This window comes from Rhodococcus sp. BH5, from assembly GCF_027583855.1.
Classification (GTDB): domain Bacteria; phylum Actinomycetota; class Actinomycetes; order Mycobacteriales; family Mycobacteriaceae; genus Rhodococcus_F; species Rhodococcus_F qingshengii.
This window is the reverse complement of sequence record NZ_JAJHVW010000012.1, coordinates 97,727-113,818: the sequence shown is the minus strand read 5'-3', so window position 1 is coordinate 113,818 and position 16,092 is coordinate 97,727. Positions and strand designations below refer to the sequence as shown.

The window sequence follows — 16,092 nt, the reverse complement described above, 5'->3', positions numbered from 1 at the left end:
GTTGAGCTCAGTCTCTCACCACAGGATTTCGCAATAACAATCATTCGTGCTTGATTTTTATGGATGTGAGTGTGATGCTGGTCGCATGGCCGAACTTCAGACGTTCATCGATGACTTGCGGGCCGAAGGCGAGAGCCTCGACGCCCTGGTTGCGGATCTGCCCGAGGAGAAGTGGGCGACAATGACGCCTGCGGAAGGGTGGACCATCGCACATCAGATCGGGCACCTGCACTGGACGGACAGTGCAGCGATCCTGGCGATCACCGACCCGGACGGGTTCGCGGAGCAGTTGAAGGCGGCGTTCGTGAACCCGGCAGGGTTTGTCGACGACGGTGCTGCCGAACAGGCGGCCCGCCAGCCGGCGGAGTTGCTCGCCGATTGGCGAGCGGGGCGCACCGCTCTCGTCGAGGCGCTCACCGCCGCCCCGGCCGGAACCAAGTTCCCCTGGTACGGCCCGCCCATGGGCGGTGTCTCCATGGCTACCGCGCGACTGATGGAGACGTGGGCGCACGGGCAGGACGTTGCCGACGCACTCGGCGTCGAACGCGCTCCGACGGCGCGCATCAAGAACATCGCTCACCTGGGTGTGCGGACGCGAAACTTCGCGTACTCGGTCAACGAGAAAACGCCGCCCGCCGACGATTTCCGGGTTGAGTTGACCGCGCCGGACGGGTCGCTCTGGACCTGGGGGCCGGAGGATGCACCGCAGAAGGTCACCGGGCCGGCGTTGGACTTCTGCCTGCTGGTTACCCAGCGCGCCAATCGCGCCGATCTCGATCTGGTCGCCGTGGGTGCCGACGCGGACGAGTGGCTCGGGTTCGCGCAGGCCTTTGCCGGACCCAGCGGTGAGGGACGAGCCGCCGTCGGATCCAGCGGTGAGGGACGAGCATCGAAGGTGGGCAAATGAGTTCGGTACGGATCGGTAACTGCTCCGGGTTCTACGGCGACCGCGTCTCGGCGATGCGCGAGATGCTCGAGGGCGGCGAACTCGACTACCTGACCGGCGACTACCTGGCCGAACTGACGATGTTGATCCTCGGGCGGGATCGGATGAAGGACCCGTCGCTCGGCTACGCGAAGACGTTCCTGCGGCAGGTGGAGGACACGCTCGGCCTTGCGCTCGACAAGGGGGTGAAGATCGTCGCGAATGCCGGCGGTCTCAACCCGGCCGGACTGGCCGACGCGTTGCGCGAGGTCAACACCAAGCTGGGGTTGAACGCAAAGATCGCCCACGTCGAGGGTGACGATCTGGTCTCTCGGGCAGACGAACTCGGACTCGGCTCCCCGCTGACGGCCAATGCGTACCTCGGCGCCTGGGGCATCGTCGAAGCATTGTCGGCCGACGCCGATGTCGTGGTCACCGGACGGGTCACCGATGCGTCGGTGATCGTCGGTCCGGCCGCTCACCATTTCGGTTGGAAGCGAGATGATTTCGATCAGCTTGCCGGTGCTGTCGCGGCGGGCCACGTCATCGAGTGCGGAACCCAGGCCACCGGCGGCAACTACGCGTTCTTCACAGAGATTCCCAATCTGGGCCGGCCTGGCTTCCCGATCGCCGAGATCAACGCGGACGGAACCTCGGTCATCACCAAGCACGCCGGAACGGACGGCGAGGTGAGCGTCGGCACGGTGACGGCGCAGCTGCTGTACGAGATCACCGGTGGACGCTATGCAGGCCCGGACGTGACGACCCGCATCGACAACGCAGTGCTCACCCAGGAAGGCCCGGACCGGGTGTTGATCAGCGGCGTCACGGGCGAGGCTCCGCCGCCGCAGTACAAGGTCTCCCTGAACACGCTGGCCGGGTTCCGTAACGAGGCCACCTTCATCCTCACGGGTCTCGACATCGAGGCCAAGGCCGATCTGGCGAAGACTCAGCTCGAATCCTGGCTGACGAAGAAGCCCGCCGAACTGGTCTGGACTCTCGCTCGCACGGATCATCCGGATTCCGACACCGAGGAAACCGCGAGTGCGTTGCTGCGCTGCGTGGTTCGCGATTCCGACCCCAAGGTGATCGGTCGCCCTTTCTCCGCGGTTGCGGTGGAAATGGCACTTGCCAGCTACCCCGGCTTCTCGCTGACGGCTCCGCCGAGCAACGGCCAACCGTACGGAGTGTTCACCCCCGGCTACGTCGACGCGGGATCGGTGCCGCACGTGGCCGTACTGCCGGACGGCACGCGCGTGGACATCGCTCCGTCCACGTTGACGCAGGACCTCGAGCCCGTCGGCGAACCGGAGCGTCCGGAGCCGTTGCCGCCACAGTCTTCGCTGTCGGTACCACTCGGCACGATTGCCGGTGCCCGTAGCGGCGACAAGGGCGGAAATGCCAACGTCGGCGTCTGGGTTCGCACGGACGATCAGTGGAAGTGGTTGGCGCACACACTGACCGTCGAGATGCTCAAGGAACTGCTACCGGAAGCAGTAGACCTGAACGTCACTCGCTACCAGCTTCCGCACCTTCGTGCCGTCAACTTCGTGATCGAGGGAATTCTCGGTCAGGGTGTCGCCTCGCAGGCGCGGTTCGATCCGCAGGCCAAGGGAATTGGTGAATGGCTGCGTTCGCGCCACATCGACATCCCGATTTCGCTACTCCCCGTAACTGACGAGAAAGAGGATTCACGGTGACCGTGTGGACCACACCGGAAAGGCTTGCGCTTCGCGAGACCGTACGCGGATTCGTGAACCAGGAGATTCTGCCGCATCTGACGCAGTGGGAGCGAGACGGCGAGATTCCGCGCGAATTGCACCGCAAGGCAGGCGCTCTCGGACTCCTCGGGGCCAGCGCACCCGAATCGGCCGGTGGTGAGGGCGGCGACGCCGTCGACTCCATCGTGATCTGTGAGGAGATGCATCAGGCAGGTGCGTCGGGCGGGCTGTTCGCATCGCTCTTCACCTGCGGCATCGCGGTGCCGCACCTGATCGCGGCCGGCGACGAGGCGCAGATCGAGAAGTGGGTCAAGCCGACCCTGCGCGGCGACAAGATCGGCTCGCTCGCCATCACCGAGCCCGGCGGAGGCAGCGACGTCGGGCACCTGACAACTACAGCCAAGCGCGACGGCGATCATTACGTCGTGAACGGCGCCAAGACGTTCATCACCTCCGGCGTTCGAGCGGACTTCGTCGTTACAGCGGTGCGCACCGGTGGTCCCGGCGCGGGTGGTGTCTCACTGCTCGTGATCGAGAAGGGCACACCGGGATTCACCGTCTCGCGCAAACTCGAGAAGATGGGCTGGCGCGCATCCGATACCGCGGAACTCTCCTTTGTCGACGCCCGGGTTCCGGTGGAGAATCTGGTCGGTGCAGAGAACAGCGGCTTCGCGCAGATCGCCCAGGCATTTGTCTCCGAGCGGGTAGCGCTCGCCGCGCAGGCGTATGCCAGTGCAGAACGTTGCCTGGAGCTGACGCTCGAATGGTGCCGCGCCCGTGAGACTTTCGGTCGCCCCCTGATCAGTCGGCAGGCCGTCCAGAACACCGTCACCGAGATGGCCCGCAAGATCGACGTCGCCAAGGTGTACACGCACTCGGTGATCGAGCGGTACATGGCCGGTGACGGCGATCTGATCGCCGAGGTGTGCTTTGCGAAGAACACGGCAGTCGAGACGGGCGAATGGGTTGCGAACCAAGCTGTTCAGCTGTTCGGCGGCCTCGGATACATGCAGGAAAGCGAAGTGGAGAGGCAGTACCGGGACATGCGAATTCTGGGAATCGGTGGCGGAACCACCGAAATCCTCACCGGCCTCGCGGCCAAGCGATTGGGGTATCAGTCATGAGTGTCATCCGGTCAACACTGGACACCAATTCCGAGGTGTACAAGACCGCAACATCGACCATGAACACCAAGCTCGCCGAGATCGAGGTCGAGCACGCCAAGGCGTTGGCGGGTGGCGGCGAGAAGTACACCGAGCGGCACCACAAGCGGGGAAAGCTCCTGGCACGCGAGCGGATCGAACTCCTGCTCGATCAGGATTCACCGTTCCTCGAACTGTGTCCCCTCGCTGCGTGGGGGAGTGACTTCCCGGTCGGCGCCAGCACCGTGGTCGGTATCGGCGTCGTCGAAGGTGTCGAATGCCTGATCGTCGCCAACGATCCCACCGTGCGCGGCGGCACCAGCAATCCGTGGACGCTGCGTAAGGGATTCCGGGCCAACGACATCGCCATGCAGAACCGCCTCCCGGTGATCTCCCTCGTAGAGTCCGGTGGCGCAGACTTGCCGACGCAGAAAGAGGTGTTCATCCCGGGCGGGCGTATGTTCCGTGACCTCACTCAGCTGTCCGCAGCCGGAATCCCCACCATTGCACTGGTCTTCGGTAACTCGACGGCCGGCGGTGCGTACATCCCGGGCATGTCCGACCACGTCGTGATGATCAAGGAACGCTCCAAGGTGTTCCTCGCAGGCCCGCCGCTGGTCAAGATGGCCACCGGTGAGGAATCCGACGACGAGGCACTCGGCGGCGCCGAAATGCACGCTCGCAAGTCCGGGTTGGCCGACTACTTCGCCGCCGACGAGCAGGACGCGATCCGCATCGGGCGCTCGATCGTCAAGCGGCTCAACTGGACCAAGAAGGGGCCGGCGCCGCGCGCGGAGATCATCGAACCGCTCGAGGATCCGGAAGAGTTGCTCGGCATCGTTCCGGCCGACCTTAAGATCCCGTTCGATCCGCGTGAGGTCATCGCCCGTATCGTCGACGGTTCCGACTTCGACGAGTTCAAGCCGCTCTACGGTTCCTCCCTCGTGACCGGGTGGGCCGAGCTCAACGGCTACCCGATCGGCATCCTGGCGAACGCACGTGGAGTGCTCTTCAGTGAGGAATCACAGAAGGCCACGCAGTTCATCCAGCTCGCCAATCGTTCCAACACGCCGTTGCTGTTCCTGCACAACACCACCGGGTACATGGTGGGTAAGGAATACGAGGAGGGCGGCATGATCAAGCACGGATCGATGATGATCAATGCGGTTGCCAACTCCAAGGTTCCGCACATCTCGATCCTGCTCGGAGCGTCCTACGGCGCCGGTCACTACGGTATGTGCGGACGCGCGTTCGATCCGCGGTTCCTCTTTGCGTGGCCCAGTTCCAAGTCCGCCGTCATGGGCGGTGCGCAGCTCGCCGGCGTCATCTCCATCGTGGGACGCGCTGCTGCCGAGGCGCGCGGCCAGGTCTTCGACGAGCAGGCCGACGCCGGCATGCGCGCGATGATCGAGAACCAGATCGAGGCCGAGTCACTCCCGATGTTCCTGTCGGGTCGTCTGTACGACGACGGCGTCATCGATCCCCGAGACACCCGCACCGTGGTGGGAATGTGCCTGTCGGCCATCGCCACCGCCCCGATCGAAGGCACCGAGAACTTCGGCGTCTTCCGTATGTGAGGCACGCCGTGACAATCACTTCAGTACTGGTCGCCAATCGTGGCGAAATCGCCCGCCGTGTCTTTGCAACCTGCCGCAAGAACGGAATCGGCACGGTCGCGGTATTTTCCGACGCAGATGCCGACAGCCCGCACGTCGCCGAAGCCGATGCTTCGGTTCGCCTGCCGGGTAACACGCCTGCCGAGACCTACTTGCGGGGTGAGCTCGTCATCGCCGCCGCCAAGGCTTCGGGCGCCGACGCGATTCACCCCGGATACGGATTCCTCTCCGAGAACGCGGAGTTCGCGCGCAGCGTCATCGACGCGGGACTGACGTGGATCGGCCCGCCCGTCGAATCCATCGAGCTCATGGGGTCGAAGGTCGAGTCCAAGAAGATCATGGACGCCGCCGGAGTGCCGGTGCTCTCCGAACTCGATCCCGCCGCGGTGACCGAGGCTCATCTGCCGGTGCTGATCAAGGCGTCGGCGGGCGGCGGCGGACGCGGAATGCGTGTCGTTCGTGAATTGTCGGCGCTGGACGGCGAACTGGAAGCGGCGCGGCGTGAGGCGCAGTCCGCTTTCGGCGACCCGACAGTCTTCTGTGAGCGTTACCTCGAGACCGGTCGGCACATCGAGGTTCAGGTCATGGCCGACCGCCACGGTGCGGTGTGGGCGGTGGGGGAGCGCGAGTGCTCGATCCAGCGTCGGCATCAGAAGGTGGTCGAAGAGGCCCCGTCGCCGCTCGTGCAACGCATCCCCGCCATGCGCGACAAGCTGTTCGACGCCTCGCGGCTCGCCGCCAACGCCATCGGTTACGAGGGGGCAGGAACCGTTGAATTCCTGGCTGACGAAAAAGGCGACTTCTTCTTCCTGGAAATGAACACGCGTTTGCAGGTGGAGCATCCGGTCACCGAGTGCACCACTGGACTCGATCTGGTGGAACTGCAATTGCAGGTCGCTTCAGGTGAAGCACTTCCGGACGATCAGCCGGAGATCCGTGGGCATTCGATCGAAGTGCGCCTGTACGCCGAGGACCCCGCCAAGAACTGGCAGCCGCAGAGCGGAACCGTCCACCACATCGAGTTGCCCGGTGACCCGCAAGAATTCAGTGTTCTGCGTGAGCAGGGCGTTCGCCTCGACTCCGGCGTCGTCGACGGCAGTGTTGTCGGCGTCCACTACGACCCGATGTTGGCCAAGGTCATCTCGTACGCGCCGACGCGGACCGCAGCTGCCCGGCTGCTCGCATCGACGCTGGCGCGCACCAGGATTCACGGGCTGCGCACCAACCGCGACCTGCTCGTCAACGTCCTGGCCCACCCCGCCTTCATTGCCGGAGACACCGACACTGCCTTCTTCGAGACTCACGACCTCGAGAAGCTGTCTACGCCCTTGGCCGATACCGCCGCCGAAAAACTCTCGGCGCTGGCGGCGGCACTTGCCGATGCCGCGCACAACCGGGCGTCGGCCCGCGTCATCGGCCGCTTGCCCAGCGGGTGGCGCAACCTCCCGTCGCAGCCGCAGAGCAAGAGCTATTCCACTGCGTCGGGCGACTACGACGTCCGCTACTCCCTGAGCCGAAGCGGCGTGCTGAGTGCAGAAGGCTTCGACGACGTGCGCCTTGTATCGGCAACTGCGACCCGGGTAGTGCTCGAGCAGAGCGGAGTACAGCGCTCGTTCGACGTTGCGGCCTACGGGAGTGAGATTTTTGTCGACTCCTCGCTCGGACCCGTCGCGTTGACGGCAGCACCGCGCTTCGTGGATCCGTCGGCAGAAGTCGCCGCCGGTTCGTTGCTCGCTCCGATGCCGGGATCGGTCATCCGCCTCGGTGCCGCACTCGGTGACACCGTCACCGCCGGCCAGCCGATTCTGTGGCTGGAGGCCATGAAGATGGAACACACCGTCACCGCGCCGACTGCCGGTGTCCTGGTGGAACTTCCGGTCGCCGTCGGCCAGCAGGTCGAGGTCGGATCGGTACTCGCACGTGTGGAAGAACCCGCTACAGAAGAGGAAGCATGATGAGTTTCATCGAGACCGAAGAGCAGAAGGAACTGCGGGCATCCGTTTCCAAACTGGGTGAGCGCTTCAACTACGTCGACTACGTGCTGCCCAAGGCGCGAAAGGGGGAGCCGCTCACCGAATTGTGGAACGAGGCCGGCAAACTCGGATTCCTGGGCGTCAACCTGCCGGAGGAATACGGCGGCGGCGGTGCAGGCATCTACGAACTCGCGCTGGTGCAGGAGGAATTGGCGGCACAGGGTGCCGGTCTGCTCCTGGTTGTCGTATCCCCGGCCATCTGCGGCACCATCATCGGCAAGTACGGCACGGCGGAGCAGAAGCAGCAGTGGCTACCCAGCCTCGCCGACGGCTCCAAGATCATGGCGTTCGGAATCACCGAGGCCGACGCTGGTTCCAACTCTCATCAGATCACCACGACGGCACGCAGGGATGGCGACGACTGGATCCTGAGCGGCAACAAGATCTACATCTCGGGTGTCGATCAGGCTGACGCGGTCCTCGTCGTTGCGCGGACCGAGGACTCCAAGACGGGCAAGCTCAAGCCCGCTCTGTTCATCGTCCCCACGGATTCTCCCGGATTCGTGAAGACGCAGATGGAGATGGACATCATCGAACCGGACCACCAGTTCATCCTCTTCCTCGACGACGTCCGTCTGCCGGCCGACGCTCTGGTCGGCGAAGCCGATGCCGCCTTGATGCAGTTGTTCGCCGGCCTCAACCCCGAGCGCATCCTGGGTGCGTCGATGGCCATCGGCATGGGCCGTTACGCCCTGAACGCCGCAGTGAAGTTCGCCAACGAGCGCACGGTGTGGAAGACGCCGATCGGTGCGCACCAAGGTATTTCGCATCCACTCGCGCAGGTGAAGATCGAACTCGAGCTCGCCAAGCTGATGATGCAGAAGGCCGCGGTGCTCTACGACAGCGGTGACGATTTCGGTGCTGCCGAAGCCGCGAACATGGCAAAGTACGCCGCCGCCGAAGCCAGCATCAAGGCGCTCGATCAGGCGATCCAGACGCATGGCGGCGCAGGACTGACGAAGGAATACGGACTGGCCGCCATGCTCGGTGCGGCTCGTATCGCCCGCGTCGCGCCGGTGAGCCGCGAGATGATCCTCAACTTCGTCTCACAGCATTCCCTCGGTCTGCCACGGTCCTACTAGGAAGAGGCGACTCATGACGGATCAGGACAAGCCATACGTACGGTACGAAGTATCGGGCGGTGCTGCCACGATCACTCTCGACTCACCCCACAACCGCAACGCGATTTCGACGCGGTTGGTCACGGAGTTGCAGGCTGGGTTGACGGCGGCTGCCGCCGATCCGGCAGTTCGAGCGGTGGTACTCACCCACACCGGTGGAACATTCTGTGCGGGAGCCGATCTCAGTGAGGCCTCCGGTTCGTCCGCATCACCGGAGGACGCCGTCAAGGAGCGAGGACGGGGGATGCTGACACTCTTGCGCAGCATTCTCGAGCTTCCCAAGCCGGTGATCGGGCGGATCGACGGTCACGTCCGGGCCGGAGGCATGGGTCTTGTCGGGGCGTGCGACATCGTCGTCGCCGGACCGGCGAGCACCTTCGCGGTGACGGAATCACGGTTGGGTTTGGCAGCGTCCATCATTTCGCTCACGGTCCTACCGAGGCTCGACCAGCGATCTGCGAGCCGCTATCTGCTCACCGGCGAGAAGTTCGGCCAGCACGAGGCCGAATCCATCGGACTCGTCACCTCCGCGTCGCAGGACACGGAGGAGTCGATCACCGAACTGCTCGGCACCCTGCGCCAATGTTCACCGCAGGGACTTGCCGAATCGAAGTGGATCACGACGCGTTCGGTCCTGGCCGGATTCGACCGGGACGGCGAGGAGATGATCGCGCAGTCGGCTCGGCTGTTTTCCTCTGACGAGGCTCGTGAGGGCATGATGTCTTTCTTGCAGAAGCGTCCAGCAGCCTGGGCGCAGTAGAAACTGCGCAGCTGGGACACAGAAGCGCTGGAACACAGAAGTAGAAGGGATGGCGGCGCGATGACTCGAGAGCCCAAGCAGGACCGAAGTCGAGTCACGCGCTCCCACCTGCTCGAAGTGACTGTGGAGTGTCTCGCCGAACTCGGGTGGAGCGCAACGACGATGAGCGTCGTCGCGCAGCGTGCCGGGGTGTCCAGAGGCGCGATGCAGCATCACTTCCCGACCCGCGAGGACCTCATCACCGCGGCGCTCGAGGTGATGTTCGACGCCCGGATGGATCAGGCACGAAAGGAATCGACCGACCTTCCGGTGGGTGCCGGACGAACCGAGGCGATCATTTCGCGGTTGGTGGAGTACTACACCGGGACTCTGTTCAAAGCAGCACTGCAGGTGTGGACGGCCGCTGCCTCCGACCCCGACCTGCGTGCCCGCGTACTGCCCCTCGAGGAACGATTCGGGCGCATCGCGCACCGCATGGCCGTCGAGAGTCTGGGTGTCGACGACTCCGACCCGGTGACGCACCGCTTGGTACAGGCGACCCTGGACCTGGCCCGCGGGCTGGGGCTGGCTGATGTCTTGACAGACGACTCGCGCCGACGCACCGAGGTGGTCAAACAGTGGGCGGCGCAATTGGATTCCACGCTTGTTCGGGTACCGGTGGCAACTCCCTGAATCGGTAGCGGCGGGGCCGGCGCCGGTGCGCGCGACGCGCACGTGGCGTGTGTCGGGGGCCACCGAGAAGTACAGTCGGCTCCATGGCCGCACGCACTCTCACTTCGATCGGGACTTCGGTATTGGTCTCGGCTGCCGTGCTCTCGGCCGTGGTCGGCTGCAGCTCCGGCGACGGGTCCGTCGATCAGCCGGGCGACGGTGCGGGTTCGCAGGCACTCGCACCTACGGATCCCGGCCCAATGTTCGCCGAATGCGGCTCGGTGACCGACGAGGAAGTTGTCAATGCCTTCAATCTCGGCGCATTTGCGACGACGACGCGCAACGGCGTCGGTTGCCAGTGGGAAGTCGCCGGTTCGAACGGCCCGAGCGTCAGTTTCTCCTGGTACCGCGGTAGCCCGATCGGCCGCGAACGGGCCGGGTCCGACCTGCTCGGACGTCCTGCCGACGACATCACGATCGGTGGACACCAGGGCTTCATCGCGTCCACCGCAGGTTCGTTGTGCGAGTTGGGTATCGCGTTCGGCGGAGACTTCGTGCACTGGTCGATCACCTACGGTTTGCTGCCACCGACCGCGGATCCATGCACGGTGGCGCGGGATCTGATGGAAAAAACAGTTTCGAGGGCACAGTGAAGTTCGAGGGCGCCGTGAAGCGCGTAAGGATCGGGCTCGCCCTGGCTGGGTCGCTGGTTCTACTCACGGGGTGCGGCTCCGTGGTCACCGGGACTCCCCGTGCGGAGGGCAGCTACGGCGGTAGTGACAGCCAGGAATTCGCGAACGTCCTCCAAGAATGCGAAGCCGTCACCGACGAGCAGATCGCCGGCGCGGTGGGTGCCGACGCCGTCGGGCGTGGGTTCTTCGGCGCCATCTGCCGTTGGGACGGCATCGGGGCCGCGGGTCCGATCAAGATCACCTTCAACTGGTTCGAGACGGGCACCCTCGATCACGAGCGCGCTGCATTCGAGCACCTGGGATACGTGGTGGCGAAAATCGACATCAACGGCAGTGGCGGGTACCAGGTTCGCCAGCCGGCCGATCCGCAGAGCTGCGGGGTGAGCGCGAGCGCACCGGCCGGGGGAGTGTTCGGTTGGTGGGTCACCGAGCCGCAAGGCGGCGCGGATCCGTGCGAGGCTGCGGCAAAGCTCGGCGCGTTGACGTTGAACCGCAGCATCTGATCGCGACCGGTCCGGCTGCGTGGTCTGAGTGTGCAGCCAGAATGTCTGGTCAGAGCGTGAGGTCACTATCACCGTGGCCTCGCTTTGACCTCGTGGCGCGCCGACAGGTATCGTTATGGGTCGTGTCCGGCATGCCCGGGCCGATCTGTGTGCCTAGCTAGGTATTGCCGTGCGCGCGTTCGAGCAGAAACTGCTGATGAACGAGCATCCGGCTGCCTGTGTGGGGGTATGCGACACGCCCGACCTCGGGGGCAGTGCGCGGCATGAAAGTGCTGAGTACAGACTCTGAGGTGGGTGAGGAGCAGCAGCTCTCTTGCTCCAACTGCTAGATCCCTAATTTCAGAACAGCCACGTTTTCGAACGGCCCGAGTTCGCTCGAGCAGTCTGTTCGTCACAAGAAAGCCGGTAAATGCCAACCATCAACCAGCTGGTCCGCAAGGGTCGCCGCGACAAGACCGCCAAGGTCAAGACGGCAGCCCTCAAGGGCAGCCCGCAGCGTCGTGGCGTGTGCACTCGCGTGTACACCACCACCCCCAAGAAGCCGAACTCCGCGCTCCGTAAGGTCGCACGTGTTCGCCTCACGACTTCGGTCGAGGTCACCGCGTACATCCCCGGTGAAGGTCACAACCTTCAGGAGCACTCCATGGTGCTCGTCCGTGGCGGTCGTGTGAAGGACCTCCCGGGTGTCCGTTACAAGATCATCCGCGGCTCCCTCGACACCCAGGGTGTCAAGGGTCGCAAGCAGGCACGCAGCCGCTACGGCGCCAAGAAGGAGAAGAGCTAATGCCACGTAAGGGCCCCGCTCCGAAGCGCCCGCTCATCAACGACCCGGTTTACGGTTCCCCGTTGGTGACGCAGCTCGTCAACAAGATCCTGCTGGACGGCAAGAAGTCCACCGCAGAGCGAATCGTGTACCAGGCTCTCGAGCAGGCACGCGAGAAGACCGGCACCGATCCGGTCGTCACCCTCAAGCGCGCCCTGGACAACGTCAAGCCTGCACTCGAGGTTCGTAGCCGCCGCGTCGGTGGCGCTACCTACCAGGTGCCGGTCGAGGTTCGCCCCGGTCGTTCCACCACGCTGGCACTGCGCTGGCTGGTCACCTTCTCGCGTGCACGTCGTGAGAAGACCATGGTCGAGCGTCTCGCCAACGAGCTCCTCGATGCCAGCAATGGCCTCGGTGCAGCTGTGAAGCGTCGCGAAGACACTCACAAGATGGCCGAAGCCAACAAGGCATTCGCCCACTACCGCTGGTGATGTAAAGCGTCGGAGCAACTGCCATCGGGTGGGGCTCCGACGCTTATCGCCGTTGGCGGCCTGATCATCGCGACGGATTCCGGACGCAGGTGGCCAGGTTCGCCTCGGCAGAGACATAATTGAAAGACCATGGCCCTGACGGTGGAACACACCGATAAGGCCGACACCCGAAAACCAAGCAACGAGCGGGGAAGAAACCTGTGGCACAGGAAGTGCTGACTGACCTGAACAAGGTCCGCAACATCGGCATCATGGCGCACATCGATGCCGGCAAGACCACCACCACCGAGCGCATCCTGTTCTACACCGGTGTCAATTACAAGATCGGTGAGACGCACGACGGTGCGTCGACGACGGACTGGATGGAGCAGGAGAAGGAACGCGGCATCACGATCACGTCTGCCGCCGTGACTTGCTTCTGGAACAACAACCAGATCAACATCATCGACACCCCCGGCCACGTCGACTTCACGGTCGAGGTGGAGCGGTCGCTGCGCGTGCTCGACGGCGCAGTTGCTGTCTTCGACGGTAAAGAGGGTGTCGAGCCGCAGTCCGAGCAGGTTTGGCGTCAGGCTGCCAAGTACGACGTTCCGCGCATCTGCTTCGTCAACAAGATGGACAAGATGGGCGCGGACTTCTACTTCACAGTCCAGACCATCATCGACCGCTTGGGCGCGAAGCCGCTCGTTCTCCAGCTGCCCATCGGCGCTGAGGACGACTTCGACGGCGTCGTCGACCTGGTCGAGATGAAGGCCATCACCTGGCGCGGCGTGGTCCCGACGGGAACCGCTCCGACCATCGAGGAGATCCCCGCGGATCTCGTCGAGAAGGCTGCCGAGTACCGCGAGAAGCTGCTCGAGACGGTTGCAGAGTCCGACGAAGCTCTCATGGAGAAGTACTTCGGCGGCGAAGAGCTCACCATCGAGGAGATCAAGGGCGCCATCCGCAAGATGACGGTCGCCTCCGAGCTGTACCCGGTTCTCTGTGGCTCCGCGTTCAAGAACAAGGGCGTTCAGCCCATGCTCGACGCTGTCATCGACTACCTTCCGAACCCGCTGGACATCGGCGAGGTCATCGGCCACAAGCTCGGTGACGAAGAAGTAGAGATCACTCGCAAGCCGAGCAAGGACGAGCCGTTCTCGGCTCTCGCCTTCAAGATCGCTGCTCACCCGTTCTTCGGCAAGCTGACCTTCGTCCGCGTGTACTCGGGTCGTATCGATCCGGGTGCTCAGGTGCTCAACGCAACCAAGGGCAAGAAGGAGCGCATCGGAAAGCTCTTCCAGATGCACGCCAACAAGGAGAACCCGGTAGACGAGGCCGTAGCCGGCCACATCTACGCAATGATCGGCCTCAAGGACACCACCACCGGTGACACCTTGTGCGATCAGGCGAGCCCCATCGTCCTCGAGTCGATGTCGTTCCCCGCGCCGGTCATCCAGGTCTCCATCGAGCCCAAGACCAAGTCCGACCAGGAAAAGCTGGGCGTCGCGATCCAGAAGCTCGCCGAAGAGGACCCGACCTTCTCGGTCGAGCTCGACGAAGAGACCGGTCAGACCGTCATCGGCGGTATGGGCGAGCTCCACCTCGACATCCTCGTCGACCGCATGCGTCGCGAGTTCAAGGTCGAGGCGAACGTCGGTAAGCCGCAGGTTGCGTACCGCGAGACCATCACCAAGAAGGTCGAGAAGCACGACTACACCCACAAGAAGCAGACGGGTGGCTCGGGCCAGTTCGCAAAGGTCATCATCGCTCTGGAGCCTTTCGTGGGCGAAGACGGTGCTACCTACGAGTTCGAGAACAAGGTCTCCGGCGGACGTATCCCGCGCGAGTACATCCCCTCCGTGGATGCCGGTGCGCAGGACGCGATGCAGTACGGTGTTCTCGCCGGCTACCCGCTCGTGAACCTGAAGCTGTCGCTGCTCGATGGTGCTTACCACGACGTCGACTCCTCGGAAATGGCGTTCAAGGTTGCCGGTTCGCAGGCACTGAAGGAAGCCGCCCGCAAGGCCGGCCCCGTCATTCTCGAGCCGCTCATGGCTGTCGAGGTCACAACGCCCGAGGAGTACATGGGCGACGTGATCGGCGACCTCAACTCCCGCCGTGGCCAGATCCAGGCCATGGAGGAACGCAGTGGTGCCCGTGTCGTGAAGGCGCTGGTTCCGCTCTCGGAGATGTTCGGTTACATCGGTGACCTGCGGTCGAAGACCCAGGGCCGAGCGAACTTCTCCATGGTGTTCGATTCCTACGCAGAGGTTCCCGCGAACGTCTCGAAGGAAATCATCGCCAAGGCGACGGGCGAGTAAGCACAGCGAGCTCCCCAGCCCGCGCCGGCAAGTAACCTCGGTTTCTTCCGGCACGAAGCACGACCTAGTAACAACCAACCGCACTGCTGCATACGGCAAGCAACAACAGTCCAGGAGGACACAAAGTGGCGAAGGCGAAGTTCGAGCGGACGAAGCCGCACGTGAACATCGGCACCATTGGTCACGTCGACCACGGCAAGACCACGACGACGGCGGCCATCACCAAGGTTCTCGCGGATGCATTCCCCGACCTGAACGAGGCTTCGGCCTTCGATCAGATCGACAAGGCTCCCGAGGAAAAGGCTCGTGGCATCACGATCAACATCTCGCATGTTGAGTACCAGACGGAAAAGCGCCACTACGCGCACGTCGATGCACCGGGTCACGCCGACTACATCAAGAACATGATCACCGGCGCAGCTCAGATGGACGGCGCTATCCTCGTCGTCGCAGCTACCGACGGCCCGATGCCCCAGACGCGCGAGCATGTCCTGCTCGCTCGCCAGGTTGGCGTTCCTTACATCCTCGTCGCCCTGAACAAGGCCGACATGGTTGACGACGACGAGATCCTCGAGCTCGTCGAGATGGAGGTCCGCGAACTGCTGGCCGCTCAGGAATTCGACGAGGAAGCCCCCGTCATTCCGATCTCGGCACTCAAGGCACTCGAGGGTGACCCGAAGTGGACGCAGTCCATTCTCGACCTGATGGCTGCTGTCGACGAGTCCATCCCGGACCCGATTCGTGAGACCGAGAAGCCCTTCCTCATGCCCGTCGAGGACGTCTTCACGATCACCGGCCGTGGCACCGTTGTCACCGGTCGTATCGAGCGTGGCGTTGTCAACGTCAACGAAGAGGTCGAGATCGTCGGCATCAAGGAAACCTCGACCAAGACCACGGTCACGGGTATCGAGATGTTCCGCAAGCTGCTCGACTCGGGCCAGGCCGGCGACAACGTCGGACTGCTCGTTCGTGGCATCAAGCGCGAAGATGTCGAGCGTGGACAGGTTGTCGTCAAGCCGGGCACCACGACTCCCCACACGGAGTTCGAGGGCCAGGCATACATCCTGTCGAAGGACGAGGGCGGCCGCCACACCCCGTTCTTCAACAACTACCGCCCGCAGTTCTACTTCCGTACCACGGACGTTACGGGCGTCGTGACGCTGCCTGAGGGCACCGAGATGGTCATGCCCGGTGACAACACCGAGATGTCCGTCAAGCTGATCCAGCCTGTCGCCATGGACGAGGGCCTGCGCTTCGCAATTCGCGAAGGCGGCCGTACGGTCGGCGCCGGCAAGGTTGCCAAGATCATCAAGTGAGACTCTTGTCTCGCTAGCTGATTCACAGCACTGAAAAAGGCGCTCATTCCCTTCG

At 63.8% G+C, this 16,092-nt stretch carries 14 protein-coding genes; all 14 read left to right on the top strand.

From position 1 onward, the window contains the following. Nucleotides 1–85 precede the first annotated feature (85 nt). The 14 genes from RhoBH5_RS25725 (at nt 86) to tuf (ending at nt 16,037) form a co-directional block, all read left to right on the top strand. Entirely contained in the window at nt 86–907 is an 822-nt protein-coding gene (locus RhoBH5_RS25725; RefSeq protein WP_003941918.1) for a TIGR03084 family metal-binding protein, read from the top strand. Next, a complete protein-coding gene (locus RhoBH5_RS25720) occupies nt 904–2,625 on the top strand; it encodes an acyclic terpene utilization AtuA family protein (protein ID WP_270008945.1) in 1,722 nt (573 codons plus the stop codon). The genes RhoBH5_RS25725 and RhoBH5_RS25720 overlap by 4 nt, the downstream gene beginning before the upstream one ends. Continuing rightward, nucleotides 2,622–3,770, top strand: coding sequence for an acyl-CoA dehydrogenase family protein (locus RhoBH5_RS25715; RefSeq protein WP_007728404.1), 1,149 nt, complete (start codon nt 2,622–2,624; stop codon nt 3,768–3,770). The genes RhoBH5_RS25720 and RhoBH5_RS25715 overlap by 4 nt, the downstream gene beginning before the upstream one ends. After that, nucleotides 3,767–5,365, top strand: a complete 1,599-nt coding sequence (locus RhoBH5_RS25710) for an acyl-CoA carboxylase subunit beta (RefSeq protein ID WP_003941989.1) — start codon at nt 3,767–3,769, stop codon at nt 5,363–5,365. The genes RhoBH5_RS25715 and RhoBH5_RS25710 overlap by 4 nt, the downstream gene beginning before the upstream one ends. A gap of 8 nt (nt 5,366–5,373) precedes the next feature. Next, a complete protein-coding gene (locus RhoBH5_RS25705) occupies nt 5,374–7,359 on the top strand; it encodes an acetyl/propionyl/methylcrotonyl-CoA carboxylase subunit alpha (protein ID WP_270008944.1) in 1,986 nt (661 codons plus the stop codon). Beyond that, on the top strand, nt 7,359–8,519 hold the full coding sequence (locus RhoBH5_RS25700; RefSeq protein ID WP_003942033.1) for an acyl-CoA dehydrogenase family protein: 1,161 nt from the start codon (nt 7,359–7,361) through the stop codon (nt 8,517–8,519). The genes RhoBH5_RS25705 and RhoBH5_RS25700 overlap by 1 nt, the downstream gene beginning before the upstream one ends. Before the next feature lie 13 nt (nt 8,520–8,532). After that, the gene (locus tag RhoBH5_RS25695) at nt 8,533–9,318 is read left to right on the top strand and encodes an enoyl-CoA hydratase family protein (protein WP_058038134.1); all 786 of its coding nucleotides are present in this window, start codon (nt 8,533–8,535) and stop codon (nt 9,316–9,318) included. Nucleotides 9,319–9,378: 60 nt separating this feature from the next. Then, nucleotides 9,379–9,990 carry a TetR/AcrR family transcriptional regulator gene (locus tag RhoBH5_RS25690; protein WP_003942008.1) on the top strand — a complete coding sequence of 204 codons (612 nt, stop codon included), beginning with the start codon at nt 9,379–9,381 and terminating at the stop codon, nt 9,988–9,990. Between the two features lie 83 nt (nt 9,991–10,073). After that, nucleotides 10,074–10,622, top strand: a complete 549-nt coding sequence (locus RhoBH5_RS25685) for a DUF3558 domain-containing protein (RefSeq protein ID WP_003941874.1) — start codon at nt 10,074–10,076, stop codon at nt 10,620–10,622. Continuing rightward, entirely contained in the window at nt 10,619–11,164 is a 546-nt protein-coding gene (locus tag RhoBH5_RS25680; RefSeq protein WP_042453122.1) for a DUF3558 domain-containing protein, read from the top strand. The genes RhoBH5_RS25685 and RhoBH5_RS25680 overlap by 4 nt, the downstream gene beginning before the upstream one ends. Before the next feature lie 409 nt (nt 11,165–11,573). Further along, nucleotides 11,574–11,948, top strand: a complete 375-nt coding sequence (gene rpsL, locus RhoBH5_RS25675) for a 30S ribosomal protein S12 (RefSeq protein ID WP_003941908.1) — start codon at nt 11,574–11,576, stop codon at nt 11,946–11,948. Beyond that, the gene (rpsG, locus tag RhoBH5_RS25670) at nt 11,948–12,418 is read left to right on the top strand and encodes a 30S ribosomal protein S7 (protein WP_003941856.1); all 471 of its coding nucleotides are present in this window, start codon (nt 11,948–11,950) and stop codon (nt 12,416–12,418) included. Before rpsL ends, rpsG begins: the two co-directional genes overlap by 1 nt. A gap of 200 nt (nt 12,419–12,618) precedes the next feature. After that, the gene (gene fusA, locus RhoBH5_RS25665; RefSeq protein ID WP_007728394.1) at nt 12,619–14,721 is read left to right on the top strand and encodes an elongation factor G; all 2,103 of its coding nucleotides are present in this window, start codon (nt 12,619–12,621) and stop codon (nt 14,719–14,721) included. Nucleotides 14,722–14,846: 125 nt separating this feature from the next. Continuing rightward, complete coding sequence (gene tuf / locus RhoBH5_RS25660) at nt 14,847–16,037, top strand: elongation factor Tu (protein WP_003941926.1); 1,191 nt, start codon at nt 14,847–14,849, stop codon at nt 16,035–16,037. Nucleotides 16,038–16,092 lie beyond the last annotated feature (55 nt).